The sequence below is a fragment of the Prochlorococcus sp. MIT 1323 genome (assembly GCF_047304905.1).
Lineage (GTDB): Bacteria > Cyanobacteriota > Cyanobacteriia > PCC-6307 > Cyanobiaceae > Prochlorococcus > Prochlorococcus marinus_D.
This window is the reverse complement of the sequence record NZ_CP138973.1, coordinates 1,842,709-1,856,488: the sequence shown is the minus strand read 5'-3', so window position 1 is coordinate 1,856,488 and position 13,780 is coordinate 1,842,709. Positions and strand designations below refer to the sequence as shown.

Sequence of the window (13,780 nt, the reverse complement as noted above, 5' to 3'; positions counted from 1 at the left end):
AGAATCCCGCTTAGCAAGGGGATGGCAGCTCACAACAACTTTTGCCATCAGTAGCGATGTCAATCTGAACCTTGGTCAACGGCGCCAAAAACACAACAACACCAGACAAAGCACCCCAATCAAAGGCCCCGGTGGCAGATCCAGCAAAATCGCCAGCATTAATCCGCCACTACTCAGCAGCACACCAGTGCCAGCAGAGCGCAGCATCAAGACGCGCAGACTCTCGCTGCGATCAAGATTCACCAGCACAGGAGCGCAAAGCAGGGCAATCACAAGCACAACACCAACGGCAGTGATTGCGCTGATCACGACCAAAGCGGTGATCAGAATCGTGATGAAACGGATCTGCATGACCGGTCGTCGCGCCGCGATCGCTCCCTCCTGATCCACACCGAGAAACACAAGATCCTGATAACGACTGAGCAACAGCAGCAGCAAGGCAGCGGCAGCGATCAGCGTCCGAATCACATCGCTACCGTTGCCAGCAAGCATGTCTCCAAAAAGAAGGGCTTCCAGATCGATTCGCGCTTGCAGCAGGGGCACCAGCAGCACACCCAGGGCAGTGAAACCCGCCAGCACGGTGTTCATTGCGCCCTCCTCCCGGCCTTTGAAGCGATGGTTGAGCTGTTCTGCCAGCAACGCACCAAGCAGACCGCTCAGCAAACCACCGATTAGGGGATCCAGCTCGAATGCAAGCGCAAGCACCAGCCCTGGCAAGACCGAATGGGCCATCAGATTGGCTAAAAGGATGCGTCGCTGAGTAATCAGCAGAGCACCAGTCGTCGGGCAGATCACCCCAACCATCAGAGCCAGGATCAGTGGCGTTAGCCACCAAACGCCCAAGTCATCCACAGCAGTGACTGCCCATCATGCAAGTCATGTCGGTGAGGTTCTGGCGAACTTCATCGGGTGTGCCACAGGCAAGGACCGTACCGTCGAGCACCACCACTCGGTCATAACTGTCGAGGGCACTGCCCCAATCATGGCTACTCACGAGTAGGGTTTGTCCCGATTCTGCTTGCTGGCGCATCACTGTGAGTAGGTGTTCACGCGTCGGCGGGTCGATGGCGCTGCAAGGTTCATCGAGCAGCAAGATGCTGGTCTGCTGCATCAGTGCCCGTGCCAGCAGCACCCGCTGCTGCTGGCCTCCTGACAGCCGGTCGAGCCGTCGAGCACCGAGACCATTCAGCCCAACCTGATTGAGTAGCTGCTGGGCAGAAAGCTGCTGCCCTGGATTGCGCGTACGCAGTCTTCCCAACTCCACCATCTGCGTCACCGTGATCGGAAACGACCAGTCGATCGACGCCCGTTGTGGCATCAAAGCAATACTGCCGTTGCTTTCAATCGTGCCCTGATTCGCTCTAAGGCAACCCTGAATCAAATGAAGCAGGGTGGACTTACCAGCACCATTAGGACCGACGAGGGCTGTGAGCGTCCCAGGGTGAAGGTCGAGATCAACGCTCTTAATGGCAGGGCAGTTGTCGTAGTCATAGGAGACCCCTCGCACGCTGAGGCTCGGCATCGCTGAGGCAATGCCAACACCGAACTGATGAAGACCTTGGTCCTGTCTTGGAACTGAAACAAGAGAACGCACAGAACCCCGACTGAACATAAAAATGGGAATCATTCTCATTTTAGAACATCTTGGTTTCAGCTCGCCGTATCACACCTTCAGCCATAAACGCTCTACTTGTTCTAGCCACAGTCTCTGCTACTCCAGTTTCTGCACAGGCAAGTCAGCCAACCGTGGTCGCCATTGATGGTGTGCTCTGTGATCTCACTCGCACCCTTGTGGCCTCAGATGCCAAGGTGGTTTGCCTGATTCAACCGGGTAGCGATCCCCACAACTACAGGCTCAAACCCAGCGACCGACAGGCTCTGAGCAGTGCGAGTTTGGTGTTGCACAACGGCTACAACCTCACCCCAAGTGCAAACAAAATCAGCGGCTCAACCAAGGTGGTTGCCGTGGCGGAGAAAGCAATACCCATTAATGAGGACTTAGACCCCCATGTCTGGCACGATCCCGCCAATTCAGCCGCGATGGTGACCGTTATTGCTGAGCGTCTCGCTCCTGTCCTGCCTTCTACTCAACAGTCTGCCTTGACTGCTCGGGCCGCAGAAGCGATTAACGTGCTCAATCGCGTTGGTGATTGGGGAGGCAAGCAGTTCGCCACGATTCCTGAGAATCAGCGCATTCTCGTGAGTGAACACAAAGCTTATAGCTACCTCACGAATCGATATGGGCTACGACAAATCACCATGCTCGATTCCTTTACCACCGGAGGCGTTTTGCGCCCCTCTAGCCTTCGAACGATCACAGCTGAAGTGCAAGGCTCCGGCGCCCAAACCCTTTTCCCTGAATCTCTACCTGTCAGCAAGACCCTGCGCCGCATCAGCCGCAGCACTGGTCTGCCTGTGAATGGCACCCCTCTGTTCGCCGATGGCCTTGCTCCCGATCGCTCCACAGTTGGCACGGCAACGCTAAACATTTGCACTGTGGTCCAAGGCCAAGGAGGCCAGTGTGATCAGGCCGCTGCCGATGAACTGATGGCGCGTTGGTCCGCGATTCGTTGAACAATCAATTTCACCTTTGTTGAATCCCTTTCAATTCATTCCTACACAAACCAATGTCTCATCGTCTCTTCAATCGGCCCAAGTTTTTACTTCTAGCGCTCCTACTTGCTCCAGCAACGCTTGATGCCACCCTCTGCCGCCCCAGTGTTGCAGGTGGCAACCATGGCGGCGGTGGCGCAGAAGCTCTAGAGGCAGGTGAATTTCGTACATCACCCGTTATCACCATCGAAGGTCATGGAGGGTTCGAAACCAACCTCGAGGGCAGCCCTGAGCACTACGCCATCGATGGTTTGTTTGGCTTAGTGATGGAGTGGGGTCTTGGCAATAACGGTAGCTTCGCGATTGAAGCCGCCATTGGTCCAGCCCTGGTGTGGGGTGAAGCGGAACACTTTTACGGCAAGGTTCATGTGGATGAGCATGACGAAGAGACGGATAGCCATAGCGACGATGAGCATGCCGAGCATGGCGATGACCATGACGACCATGCCGAGCATGAGGACGAGCATGAGGACGAGCATGGCGATGAGCATGACGATGACCATGCTGGCCATGACGACCATGCTGGCCATGACGACCATGCTGGCCATGCTGGCCATGGGTCCCATGACACCGACTACAAGCGCTCCGATGTCCGCGGTTTCCTACAGGCGCGCTATGCCCCTAACGATCGCCTCAGCCTGTCGGTCTCCTGGAATCCCTACTACGTCACCAAGGATCAAGGCGAAGACATTAAGGGTCTGAAGAATGAACTAGGAGCGAAAGTGCTTTGGGCACTGGGCGATGGAGATGTCAATTTTGCTCTCGGCGATCGCCTTGAAGACCTGATCGATGGCGTTTATCTCTCTCTCGAGCATCGGCAGGGATGGGAATCGGATGGCACATGGATGGGCAACTACACCGATCCCCGTCTTGGAGTCGGTTTCAATGTCGACCTGTTGAACATCAGCCTCAACGCTGGACCACGCTTCTACGTACCAGGCAGCTACTCCGGACTCGAACAGCGCACCGATTTCGCAGGCGAACTGGAAGTTGCATATCCAGTTGGCAACAACACTGTTCTGTTCGCCCACTGGCAGCCCACCTACAGTTCAGAAGGAGGCTCAGGCTGGGGTGAAGGCTGGCAGCACCATGTCGGCACCGGCGTCACATTCAGCTTCTAAGCCAACAGCGATAGGTCAGCCTGCAGACAACCACAGTGCCTCCTTAATTCGTATTGGCAATAGCTCGAGCCATTCAAGCGTGGTGGCATCCATCAGAGCCGCTCGGCCTGCATCCAATCCTGGCTTGGTGACGGTCATCAACAACTGTTCGCCAACAGGATCAAACTGCAGCCTTGAACCTGACTTAAAAAGCCATGGTGCTAGTTGGCGGCGGCTCAGTACAACGCCGTCGCCATCCAGTAGAACCAGCTCATGTTTGATGCGGCGATCCTGCCTGCGACCAAGAACCGCCCAAACATGTTCGCCCCTGTTATCACAGCTCAAGGCCAGCACTGACTCTTCGCCAAGCCAGAGCTGCCTAGGAGGCAATCCTGGAATCACCAACTCGATTGAACGGCGATAGTCCGGCCAATGGCGGATGAGCACTGCCCTGCCCGTGGCTTGGCAGAAATCTCCAAGATCCCTTGCCCCGGGGAGGAGTTGGGGGGTCTTGTAGTTTTCAATCAGTGGACGCAGTGTCAGCCCGTTGAAGGTGGGCACAACTGCTCCACCACCGGCCGGCAGCAGCTGGATCGGACCAGAGGCTTTGATCTCAAGGATTCTTCTCTGGCCATCCGCTTTGATCAGTTCAGTGCGTCCACTGCCTGGAGAGAATCCTCCTGTTTGCACAAGCAGGTCACCGTTCAGGTTGCTGCTGAGATCAGCAAAAAGATATTGCCCTGGCACTAATGGCATCAATTTCCCTGCCTTTGGAGCGGCGAGCTGATCGCGATGAACCGTGATATTGCTTGGCAACAAAGGCAGCAAAAAGACTCGCTGCTTCCAGTCCTGATCCTTTTCGATCAAGGCAGCTCCCTTGCCATTGCCAAGGGGAACAACTCTCTGAATCTGATTCAGCGTGGGGCTCAGGGGTATCCAACGCCCATCGCGGCTCTGGACTTGCAATTGATCTCCGCCATCCACCTGGCGATTCACTAACAGCCAGGGTCTCGGATCCCACCACCAGTGTTGAGAAGGTAGAGCTTGGGCTCGATGATCCTGTCCAGCCACCGACAGCTGAATTGAAGTCTTGATGCTCTGATTGGCATCAATCAACAAACGCAGAAGATTGTTCTCCCCCTGCCAACGGTGAGGTAGGTCCGGTTGTAGTTGACTATCTGCCGCCACGCTCTCCAATTGCATCGGCCGACTGAAGCGAAGGTCAAGGGCAGCGCTACCTGACTGGAGGGGCTGCAGTGTGCGTGACACCAATCGGGGTGGACGGCTCAGCAGCAGTTGCTGTTGCGCCAGCACCAGAGCCGCGAAGCTTGTTAGCAGCACCCACATCTTTTGCTTCATGGTTCCAGCGGTCGTTCCGGCCTTTGAATCGGGGTGATTGTCTCGGGAACCACAACGGCGACTCTCTGGCCCTGACGTGTTTCCACCTTCATATGCCCTTCAATCTTGAGCCACTGATTGACCTTGGGTTTAGCGTTCACTGGCCAGGCCACCGGTAGACCTGCAGGGGTGGCATCTGCCAGACAGCAGCGCACCGTAAGGCGTGCGATCTGGGCTGGCTGATCGCCTGTCTTGAGCACAAATCCACTGATCTTGACAGGATTGCCATCCACCAGATCCGGGTCAGGCTGGCTGCGCAATAGCCTTACCCAGTCCGTAAGCGTGCGCTGTTGAGGCGGCAGCACGAAAGCCAGATCCGGCGGTTCAAGTAGGCCTTGCGGGCGCGAGGCTGCCAGGTCGCTGAAGGAAGGTTGCGGGGGCACGACTAACACAAGTACTGCCATCCCAGCACTGGCCAGCCAGGGCCATGAGACTGATTCTTTCCGCTTGCGGCTTTTCAGTCCCACCATCACACCCGCAATCAGCAGCGCCACTCCTGAAGCACTCACAAGTTTGTGAAAGCCACCAGCGAGAAGGAGATCGAGGCGACCTGAATGAACACTCCAGACCACCATCCATCCCCACAGCTGCAGAAGCAGGGCACGCATCATTGTTTTGTCCTGTTCAAAGTTGCCATAAATTGACCCACTGGCCAATGAGAAGCACGCCTAGACAGGCCACGATTGCTGTGATGCCAATTGCTTTTGGCCTGAGTAACACCGTGAACAGACCCGCAAGTTTCAGATCCACAACCGGGCCCAGTAACAGGAACGCCAGCAGGGCTCCAGGTGTCACCTGGGCAGCGAAGCCAAGGGCCAGAAAGGCATCCACGCTTGAGCACACCGAGACCACAATGGCCAGCAGCATTAACGCCACAATCGAGAGTGTTGGCGCGCTGCCTACCGCCAAGAGCCAACTGCGTGGCAGCCAACTCTGCACAAGGGCGGCGATCACACAACCGAGTACGAGTAGAGCAAGCAGGTCAAGAAATTCCCTGCTGCTTTGTTCCAGCACCTCACTGAGTTGAGGTCGCTTGATCCTCGTTGGTTGTGGATCGGGTAGCGCGGCTCCGATCAGCCCAGCGCCTCTTTCTAATAGGCCGATGCTGCTCAAGGGCTGGCTAAGACGCCGTTCTGCCAGTAGGGACGATTCAATCAATTGCGCTTCTGGTAGCTGCACCAAAAGAGCACTGAGTACCAGAGCGATGAGAAAGGCTCCCAGTGGTCTAGCAATCAGCAACCAAGACTGATCAGGGAAAGCGGCCCAGGTGCTGGCGAGAACAATCGGATTCAGGACTGGCGCTGCAAACAAAAAGCCGAAGGCTGTGCCCAAAGGAGCACCGCTGGCCAGCAAGCGGCGGGCGACAGGAACATTGCCACATTCACAAGCAGGTAGGGCAAAACCCATTAAGGCACCCAGGATCGGCGCTAGCAGTGGATGCCGGGGGAGACGTCCGATCCAGGCACCCTGGGGTACAAGCCAGCGGGCCAGGCCAGCAATGGTGACACCCAGCAACAGGAAGGGAATCGCTTCAAGCAGAAGGCCCTGAAATATCGCCCAGGCTGTGGCGAGCCTATCCATCTAGCTCAACTGTGCATGTGGCTGATTCTGCAGCAATGGAATTCTTTTGCAGAATTTTTCATGATATTGGATGGATCAGGTTGAAAACTTGTGCCCAGTGATCGCTGCTCATCATGTAATGACATGAGCACCCAAAACAACCTTAAAAACTACTTATAACCCACAGGCAGAGACTGACTCGCGTTGAGCATCAGACTAAGCTAATTACCCTTGTAAGTTCAAAAGCTTGGCGGATATTCTTCCACTTGATTCTCATGGGAGCGCTGCAAAAGCAAGTGCCAAAACTCTAATCAAGACGCTTCCAGATTCTATTCTCATGCAAAAAATAAAAGAACTTCCCTGGCCTGAAAAATATTGTATGATTCTGATTAATCAGTGACAGTTTGAACAATCACGCGTTTATTTTCTTCTCCAGCTCTTGAAGGATGCTGGCTTGATTAGCGATCGACGTAAGAGCCACTGGAGTGGCTACCACTTGAGAAAAAAGACCTTACATATCTTGCAGGGCTGGCTTGATTTTCAATAAAAATATAAAAACTAGCCATTGATTCTGAATCATCGCGATTGATGGCACATCCGTGAGTTAACTGCTGAAACTAAATCACAAACCAAAGCTCTGACGAATATCATTTCAAAATGAGGCAAAGAGTTTGTCAATGAAAGATTCTATATTCTCTTGAGATCTGCTTCAACATCTGCTTTTTTGCATGAAATTGAATTCGTGCAATGGTCTTGCTCGTTGATTCTCTAGAATCATTTATCCAAAAAATTTGTCAAAAGCAATCCTCTTGCCAGCTCCTCTGAGCTAAAAGAACAAGTGAACGAGCTCATCCATGCCTGTCGATCAGAGTCAGCCCACACTGCGGCAGAACCAACTTTTGAAAGAACTACGTGGCTGTTGCGATGAAATGAGCGGTCAGCAGCTTTATCGCTCCTTGCAGGACAGCCCCTATGCCATGGGACTTGCAACCGTATACAGAAACTTGCGCCAGCTTCAACAACGAGGACTGGTGAGATGCCGACACCTACCAACAGGTGAAGCCCTCTATGCGCCAGTTGAAAGGGACCTTCATCACCTCACATGCGTGGACTGCGGCAAAACGCTGCCGATCGAGCATTGCCCTTTGCACAACCTCAACATCCCGCAAGAACAAAGTCATAATTTTCAGCTGATCTTCCACACACTTGAGTTCTTTGGTCACTGTGAGAGCTGCCAAAAGGGTCAAAGCCTGACCTGAAATCTCACTGAAGAAACGCTTATGTAGCGGCCCAACCTCCTGCAAAGCTCATACATCAAAGCAATAAAAATGATCAACAAGAAAAGCTATCGCCAGCAAATCAAATCACAGTTGAACAATTTAACCATGCCAATATTCAGATGGCATGTTAAATAAGCCGGAGCACTGACTACAAATAACTACTGTTCTTTTTCTATAAAACGAAAACCTCCACCACAAGCAGTTGCTTCAGCTCCCTCAGGCACACTAATCAGGAAACCGCCACCACTCAAATCTCCATAATAATTGAGGGTGAGACCCGAAAGTAAATGGAACTGGCCCGCCGGTGCAAAAAGAGTGATGCCATCTGCTCGAGCGAGAGGCACACCACCACATTCACCTGGCTGGAGTCGTATGTAAAGCCAACCCTCATCGCAGGTGGCCTTAATCAAATCGAGGTGCATCAAGCCTGGCTTGCCGGCCAAAGCAGCCTGTCGAACCAGCTCAGCTGCGGCGGTTGGCGTAATGCCTAGGCGCGGACCATTTTCCATCTCAAAGAATTAACCATGCATCACTCTTGCATCCCTAGCGAAATTCTTCATTCTCAAGAAATCTAGCTCTGCAGTGGCCCTTTCAGGCCTGGGACTTTGAAATCCTGCCTTGATGATGCGGATCAACCTTCATGGGTCTTAAGGGAGTTGTGATCAGAAGCTCGCCTCATGCTGAATTGATGAGGATCATGATGAAGCCCTGCTAAATCGGCAGAACAAGCAGAGGGTTCTAAACAGTCCAATCAGATTCATTTGAGAGAATGGCTGAACTGGGGCAATATTTATATTGCTACTCAATTGAAACATAGGCGACCTACCAGCCACTCCTTTTGAACTGGCTCAGGAAAGATCAGAGCATTACTTTCTTGCCCTAATCACCACTCATCGTCAAGCAATATTCTTGATGAAGACCGTAAGCCGATGAGCACATTAAAAGCATGCCCAACAACAGATTTCAGTTCGCAAAGGCTTAACTCATGGCCTCAAAAGTCAGATTCAAAGGCATTCATAATTAAAGATACAATGAAACCTTTTTCAGGTGCATGTCTTGACACAAGACAAGGTGCAGAATTCAGCTTATTGGCTTGCCAATTTAATTGGCAAGCCAATACCATCAGTTAGCAATCTCATTTAAGGCTCATTGAATTGAGTGAACAGCTTTTTATGAGTTTTAGGCAAACCAAAAATTCATTGAGGCCAATGAATGGGCGATGCTGGGATCGAACCAGCGACATCCTGCTTGTAAGGCAGGCGCTCTACCGCTGAGCTAATCGCCCCTAGAGACAATTGTGCCCCAAGAGGTCAAGGTGGACTTGAGCACCATAGAAGAGACATGGCCTCAGGCGAAGACCACGACAAAGCCACCTACTTCTGGAGCCTGCCATTTGGCTTCGGCCTGAGCTTTGTGATGGGCTTGCCCAGTGGTCTCCTTGGTGGGCTGGGCTTTGTCGTCGGCGGACTGTGGCTGTCTCCAGACCTCGACACTAACTCAAAACCATTGAAGCGCTGGGGGCTCTTGCAAGGGCTTTGGTGGCCTTACCGCAAGCTGATTCCCCATCGCTCCCTCTTCTCCCACGGCCCACTGATCGGTACCGGTCTAAGGCTCGCCTATCTGATGAGTTGGACTGGCCTACTACTGATGCTCTTGCAGCCGCTAGGTTGCCCTGCACCGCTGAGTCTTGCCAAAGCATTGAATGAGCAGCTGCGGCTTAATCCTCAACCAATCCTTTCACTGCTGCTCGGGCTAGAAGCCAGTGTTTGGCTACACCTCATTCTCGATGGCGATCCCCTCCCCGCCGAATGGCATCGCTGGCGTCATCGATGAGAAGGTAGGCCAAGACAAACCAATGGCCATGGACGCCGAACAACATCTGGCTCCAACAGAAGCCATCGCGGAGCTGGTGAGCATCGTGGCCCAGCTCAGGGATCCAAAGGGAGGTTGCCCCTGGGATCTGGAGCAAACCCATACCTCCTTGATTCCATGCATGTTGGAAGAAGCCCACGAAGTGGCCGACGCCATCCGCAACGGCGATGACAACCACCTCAGTGAAGAACTAGGGGATCTTCTGCTGCAGGTCGTGCTACATGCTCAGATCGCTAACGAAGAAGGACGCTTCAATCTCGAAGACATCGCTCGAGGCATCAGCGCAAAGCTGATTCGCCGTCACCCGCATGTGTTCGCAGAGGCAGTCGCAATCGACAGCGAAGCAGTTGGGCAAAGTTGGGAATCGATTAAAGCGAGTGAGCAACCCAGCACGGCCTCTAAAAATCCGCTAAGCGATCGTCTACGTAGCAAGGTCAGAGGCCAGCCAGCTCTAGCTGGAGCGATGGCCATCTCCAAAAAGGTCGCGAACGTTGGCTTCGAATGGAACACCATCGATGGAGTATGGGGAAAAGTGCAAGAAGAGTTCGAGGAACTCAAAGAGGCGGTAGAGCATGAAGACCAAGCCCATGCACAAACAGAACTTGGTGATGTGCTGTTCACTCTTGTGAATGTTGCGCGCTGGTGCGGCCTAAACCCAGAAGAAGGCCTTGCAGGTACAAACCAACGCTTTCTTAATCGCTTTTCTCGCGTTGAAGCAGCACTAGACGGCCAGCTAAGCGGCCAATCACTGACGGAGCTAGAACAACTTTGGCAAGAAGCCAAAGCAGCAATTCGAGAAGAGGCTGACGACAAAAAGATATCGAATTAACACACATGCAAGGCTTAAGAGAATAAGTTCTATAGCCTAAATGCACAACCTAAAAGCCCAAGCCATCTATTTCAAGCAAAGCCAGAGATGATTTATCCAATGTTCGCTGTATCAATTACCGATTTTCCCCTAACGATTACAGCCGTATTAATTGCCATCGCATTATGGACAGGAGAGAGAGCTTTCCGAAATCGTGATAATCGAAAAAAAGAAGAATGATCACCTGCTTATTAATTTAGCCCTTGGATGCAAATTATTCCTTGAATGGATCATTGGGATGTTTGGCTTTGAAAGAATCCAAAAAGCGATTCGACCTCAAAACCAAGTCATTAGCTTAGGAGAATATTCCAAGTTTATCTTGCGAAGTTTCCATAAGCAGAAGCATGAACAATCTCAACCTTCAAAAAGAAGGATTAGCGCCAATGCCATGGCCAGTGACATCTGTCCTGGCCAAATCTTGACCTGCAACAATCATGTGTTTTAATCATTACCATGCGACATGCCACTAAGCCCACTTCAATAGAGTCACACTCTTAAAAATACTGCCAAGATCTGCGACTAAAGTCAATGGACGATCTAAGAGTTAATTCACAATTAGTCATCCCATCAGCTGAATTACAATGGCGATTCTCCAAAGCTTCAGGTCCTGGTGGGCAAAACGTCAACAAGACCAATAGTCGAGTTGAACTGATCTTTGATCTCAACGCAACCTCTGCACTGGGACCTTTTCGAAAAAAACGCTTATTAAATCAACTTCAACATCGCTTGGTAGCTGGTTGTGTACGTGTGGTTGCAGCGGAAGAACGTTCCCAATATCAAAACCGTCAGTTAGCCCTTTCGAGACTGGCTTATTTTTTACGAATGGGCTTAGAAGCAGTTCCCAAGACACGCAAACCAACCAAACCCAGTCAAGCAGCAAAGAAACGTCGTCTTCAAGCCAAAAAACTGCGCGGCGAATTAAAATGTACCCGACAATCCAAACCTTCACTCGATGCCTAATTAGCATTCAGTCATCATGCCTTGCGTTAATTATTCATGCAAAGATGCACGTCTAAGTAGAAAACAACACCCTTCGGACAGAACAACAAAAAAAGGCTAAAAACGTTGAATTAAGTCTATTCCTTTGCTCGCCTTCCCTCCAGGCCCAGAAACCCTTGAAAACCGCCATTGCAGTTCAGCAGCGGGAATCAACAAGCGATTTGCAATCAGAAGGTCTTGCACCATGGACCCACGCTGGCATCCAAGCCCTACGGGGGACTTAGCTGGAAGAGAGTTTGAGGCCTCCTTGCCATGGACAGCCCTTCGATAACAGCAAGTGGCTGGATCGATGAACACCACCAGGGTGTTCGCTATGGCCTTCAAGGCCGTGTATTGGTTGATGAAAAAAGCCCATACCAGCGAATCACGGTGATCGACAGCGGCCGCTACGGCAAAGGGCTGTTGCTCGACGGCTGCTGGATGACCGCAGAACACCAGGAACGCCACTATCACGAATCCTTGGTTCACCCAGCTCTGTGTAGCGCTGCCCAACTTGAAAAGGTGTTGGTGATTGGGGGAGGCGATGGAGGCACAGCAAGGGAGTGCCTGCGCTACCAAGACGTCAAACACCTCGACATGGTGGAAATTGATGGCCGAGTCGTGGAACTGAGCCAAAAACATCTGCCCAGCCTTGGAGGCCATGCGTGGAGCGATCCCCGCTTAAAGCTCAACCTGGAAGACGGCATTGCCTGGGTCACCAATGCAGCTGACTGCTCCTACGACGTGATCCTTGTGGACGGCTCAGATCCGACCGGACCCGCTGAAGGCCTCTTCAACAAGGCCTTTTTCCAGCAGTGTCGACGACTCCTCCGACCCGGAGGAGTTTTTGCTACTCAAAGCGAGTCCCCAGAAGCGTTCCGCCAGGTTCACATCGACACTGTTCGCCTGATCCGTCAAGTTTTTGGCTACGCAGATCCCCTCTACGGCTCTGTGCCGATGTATCCAAGCGGCTGGTGGAGCTGGACCTTCGCCGCCATCGATGGTCCTCGTTATCGCAACCCACTCCCAGCAAGAGCGGCCGCCATCTCCTCAGGCTGTGAAATCTGGAGCCCACGCTGGCAACAGGGTGCCTTTGAAGCCATCCCAGCTTTCATTGAAAGGGAGCTGACTTGATGCCCCAAAACACAACAACCGCTGCAGCAAGATTCGACAGCGAAGGTGCCATCTTCATGGCTGCAAAACGTGACCCTACCGGATGCAACGTCGGACTTTTTGGCGTGCCTTACGACGGCACCTCTTCATTCCGCCCAGGCAGCCGCTTCGGTCCGGCAGCCATCCGCGACGTCAGCAACGGCCTAGAGACCTACTGCCCTCAGCTTGATCTGGATCTAGATGAGATTGCCTTCACCGATCTTGGCGCCCTTGACATTCCCTTCGGCGACCCTAAGCCAGTTGTAGAAGCAGTCAAAAAAGCCACCCAAAACGTGCTGCAGATGGGTCTCAGGCCGCTGATGCTAGGCGGCGAGCACTCGATCAGCTCCGGAGCAGTGGCTGCAATCACTGAATCTCATTCAGATCTCGTGCTGTTGCAACTAGATGCCCATGCAGATCTCCGCCAAGAGTATCTAGGTGCGCGACACAGCCATGCCTGTGCCATGCGCCGTTGCCTCGAGGTACTGCCCAGTGCTCAGCTGCTGCAGTTAGCAATCCGCAGTGGCACACGCGCAGAATTTCAGGAACTACACGATCAGCAACGGCTGGTGAACCACAACCCCGGCCAAGCAGCGACTGAGCTAGCTAAAGCCCTTGCACCCCATCAAGGCAAACCTCTCTATCTCACCGTGGATTTAGATTGGTTCGACCCATCCGTACTGCCAGGGACGGGGACACCTGAACCAGGCGGCTTTCTATGGCGCGATTTTGCCGCCGTCGTGGATGTACTACGACACCATCAACTGGTAGGCGCAGACGTGGTGGAACTCGCCCCACAACTTGATCCTTCAGGGATGAGTAGTGTGCTAGGCGCCAAGGTGACCCGCAGCCTGCTCATGCTGCTCAGCCTGTGTGCAACATCTGAGCAAAAGTGAGCAGCATCAATCCATTGCTTCAGCAGAGTTTCACGCTAGATCTTCGAACACTCAAAACAGCTC

At 52.8% G+C, this 13,780-nt stretch carries 14 protein-coding genes and 1 tRNA gene; 8 read left to right on the top strand and 7 right to left on the bottom strand.

Annotated features, from left to right (window positions below; genetic code table 11):
• Nucleotides 1–75: 75 nt before the first annotated feature.
• Together SIB68_RS09040 and SIB68_RS09035 are read right to left on the bottom strand one after the other, a co-directional pair.
• A complete protein-coding gene (locus tag SIB68_RS09040; protein ID WP_063399982.1) occupies nucleotides 76–852 on the bottom strand; it encodes a metal ABC transporter permease in 777 nt (258 codons plus the stop codon).
• Nucleotides 845–1,522 carry a metal ABC transporter ATP-binding protein gene (locus SIB68_RS09035; protein ID WP_063400046.1) on the bottom strand — a complete coding sequence of 226 codons (678 nt, stop codon included), beginning with the start codon at nucleotides 1,520–1,522 and terminating at the stop codon, nucleotides 845–847. Before SIB68_RS09035 ends, SIB68_RS09040 begins: the two co-directional genes overlap by 8 nt.
• Before the next feature lie 122 nt (nucleotides 1,523–1,644).
• On the opposite strand from SIB68_RS09035, the gene SIB68_RS09030 reads away from it, so the two are divergent.
• Nucleotides 1,645–2,574, top strand: coding sequence for a metal ABC transporter substrate-binding protein (locus SIB68_RS09030; RefSeq protein WP_063399981.1), 930 nt, complete (start codon nucleotides 1,645–1,647; stop codon nucleotides 2,572–2,574).
• 53 nt (nucleotides 2,575–2,627) lie between these two features.
• Nucleotides 2,628–3,734, top strand: coding sequence for a hypothetical protein (locus SIB68_RS09025; RefSeq protein WP_063399980.1), 1,107 nt, complete (start codon nucleotides 2,628–2,630; stop codon nucleotides 3,732–3,734).
• Between the two features lie 15 nt (nucleotides 3,735–3,749).
• On the opposite strand, the gene SIB68_RS09020 is transcribed toward SIB68_RS09025, so the two are convergent.
• The 3 genes from SIB68_RS09020 to SIB68_RS09010 are packed head-to-tail and all read right to left on the bottom strand — an operon-like array spanning nucleotide 3,750 to nucleotide 6,692.
• Entirely contained in the window at nucleotides 3,750–5,072 is a 1,323-nt protein-coding gene (locus SIB68_RS09020; RefSeq protein WP_063399979.1) for a hypothetical protein, read from the bottom strand.
• Nucleotides 5,069–5,722 carry a TIGR03943 family putative permease subunit gene (locus tag SIB68_RS09015; protein ID WP_063400045.1) on the bottom strand — a complete coding sequence of 218 codons (654 nt, stop codon included), beginning with the start codon at nucleotides 5,720–5,722 and terminating at the stop codon, nucleotides 5,069–5,071. Before SIB68_RS09015 ends, SIB68_RS09020 begins: the two co-directional genes overlap by 4 nt.
• Before the next feature lie 13 nt (nucleotides 5,723–5,735).
• Nucleotides 5,736–6,692 (bottom strand): permease, encoded by a 957-nt coding sequence (locus SIB68_RS09010; RefSeq protein ID WP_063399978.1) that lies wholly within the window; start codon nucleotides 6,690–6,692, stop codon nucleotides 5,736–5,738.
• An 833-nt stretch (nucleotides 6,693–7,525) separates the two neighbouring features.
• Between SIB68_RS09010 and SIB68_RS09005 the strand changes: the two genes are divergently transcribed.
• Nucleotides 7,526–7,930 (top strand): transcriptional repressor, encoded by a 405-nt coding sequence (locus SIB68_RS09005; protein WP_074160276.1) that lies wholly within the window; start codon nucleotides 7,526–7,528, stop codon nucleotides 7,928–7,930.
• Nucleotides 7,931–8,109: 179 nt separating this feature from the next.
• On the opposite strand, the gene SIB68_RS09000 is transcribed toward SIB68_RS09005, so the two are convergent.
• Together SIB68_RS09000 and SIB68_RS08995 are read right to left on the bottom strand one after the other, a co-directional pair.
• Nucleotides 8,110–8,460 carry a hypothetical protein gene (locus SIB68_RS09000; protein WP_063399975.1) on the bottom strand — a complete coding sequence of 117 codons (351 nt, stop codon included), beginning with the start codon at nucleotides 8,458–8,460 and terminating at the stop codon, nucleotides 8,110–8,112.
• A 704-nt stretch (nucleotides 8,461–9,164) separates the two neighbouring features.
• Nucleotides 9,165–9,236 (bottom strand) — tRNA-Val (locus SIB68_RS08995).
• Nucleotides 9,237–9,292: 56 nt separating this feature from the next.
• Between SIB68_RS08995 and SIB68_RS08990 the strand changes: the two genes are divergently transcribed.
• The 5 genes from SIB68_RS08990 (at nucleotide 9,293) to speB (ending at nucleotide 13,717) form a co-directional block, all read left to right on the top strand.
• Nucleotides 9,293–9,784 (top strand): metal-binding protein, encoded by a 492-nt coding sequence (locus SIB68_RS08990; protein WP_063399974.1) that lies wholly within the window; start codon nucleotides 9,293–9,295, stop codon nucleotides 9,782–9,784.
• Nucleotides 9,738–10,652, top strand: a complete 915-nt coding sequence (mazG, locus tag SIB68_RS08985; protein ID WP_081215487.1) for a nucleoside triphosphate pyrophosphohydrolase — start codon at nucleotides 9,738–9,740, stop codon at nucleotides 10,650–10,652. Before SIB68_RS08990 ends, mazG begins: the two co-directional genes overlap by 47 nt.
• Before the next feature lie 567 nt (nucleotides 10,653–11,219).
• The gene (gene arfB / locus SIB68_RS08980; RefSeq protein ID WP_063399971.1) at nucleotides 11,220–11,651 is read left to right on the top strand and encodes an alternative ribosome rescue aminoacyl-tRNA hydrolase ArfB; all 432 of its coding nucleotides are present in this window, start codon (nucleotides 11,220–11,222) and stop codon (nucleotides 11,649–11,651) included.
• A gap of 291 nt (nucleotides 11,652–11,942) precedes the next feature.
• A complete protein-coding gene (speE, locus tag SIB68_RS08975) occupies nucleotides 11,943–12,803 on the top strand; it encodes a polyamine aminopropyltransferase (protein WP_063399970.1) in 861 nt (286 codons plus the stop codon).
• Nucleotides 12,803–13,717 (top strand): agmatinase, encoded by a 915-nt coding sequence (gene speB / locus SIB68_RS08970; protein ID WP_063399969.1) that lies wholly within the window; start codon nucleotides 12,803–12,805, stop codon nucleotides 13,715–13,717. The genes speE and speB overlap by 1 nt, the downstream gene beginning before the upstream one ends.
• Nucleotides 13,718–13,780: the final 63 nt, after the last annotated feature.

Bases quoted from the DNA above. Each gene is read 5' to 3' on its own strand.
- SIB68_RS09000 (WP_063399975.1), bottom strand. From the start codon at position 8,460: ATGGAAAATGGTCCGCGCCTAGGCATTACGCCAACCGCCGCAGCTGAG.
- SIB68_RS09020 (WP_063399979.1), bottom strand. From the start codon at position 5,072: ATGAAGCAAAAGATGTGGGTGCTGCTAACAAGCTTCGCGGCTCTGGTG.
- SIB68_RS09010 (WP_063399978.1), bottom strand. From the start codon at position 6,692: ATGGATAGGCTCGCCACAGCCTGGGCGATATTTCAGGGCCTTCTGCTT.
- speB (WP_063399969.1), top strand. From the start codon at position 12,803: ATGCCCCAAAACACAACAACCGCTGCAGCAAGATTCGACAGCGAAGGT.
- mazG (WP_081215487.1), top strand. From the start codon at position 9,738: ATGGCGATCCCCTCCCCGCCGAATGGCATCGCTGGCGTCATCGATGAG.
- SIB68_RS09035 (WP_063400046.1), bottom strand. From the start codon at position 1,522: ATGCCGAGCCTCAGCGTGCGAGGGGTCTCCTATGACTACGACAACTGC.
- speE (WP_063399970.1), top strand. From the start codon at position 11,943: ATGGACAGCCCTTCGATAACAGCAAGTGGCTGGATCGATGAACACCAC.
- SIB68_RS09025 (WP_063399980.1), top strand. From the start codon at position 2,628: ATGTCTCATCGTCTCTTCAATCGGCCCAAGTTTTTACTTCTAGCGCTC.
- SIB68_RS08990 (WP_063399974.1), top strand. From the start codon at position 9,293: ATGGCCTCAGGCGAAGACCACGACAAAGCCACCTACTTCTGGAGCCTG.
- SIB68_RS09005 (WP_074160276.1), top strand. From the start codon at position 7,526: ATGCCTGTCGATCAGAGTCAGCCCACACTGCGGCAGAACCAACTTTTG.
- SIB68_RS09015 (WP_063400045.1), bottom strand. From the start codon at position 5,722: ATGATGCGTGCCCTGCTTCTGCAGCTGTGGGGATGGATGGTGGTCTGG.
- arfB (WP_063399971.1), top strand. From the start codon at position 11,220: ATGGACGATCTAAGAGTTAATTCACAATTAGTCATCCCATCAGCTGAA.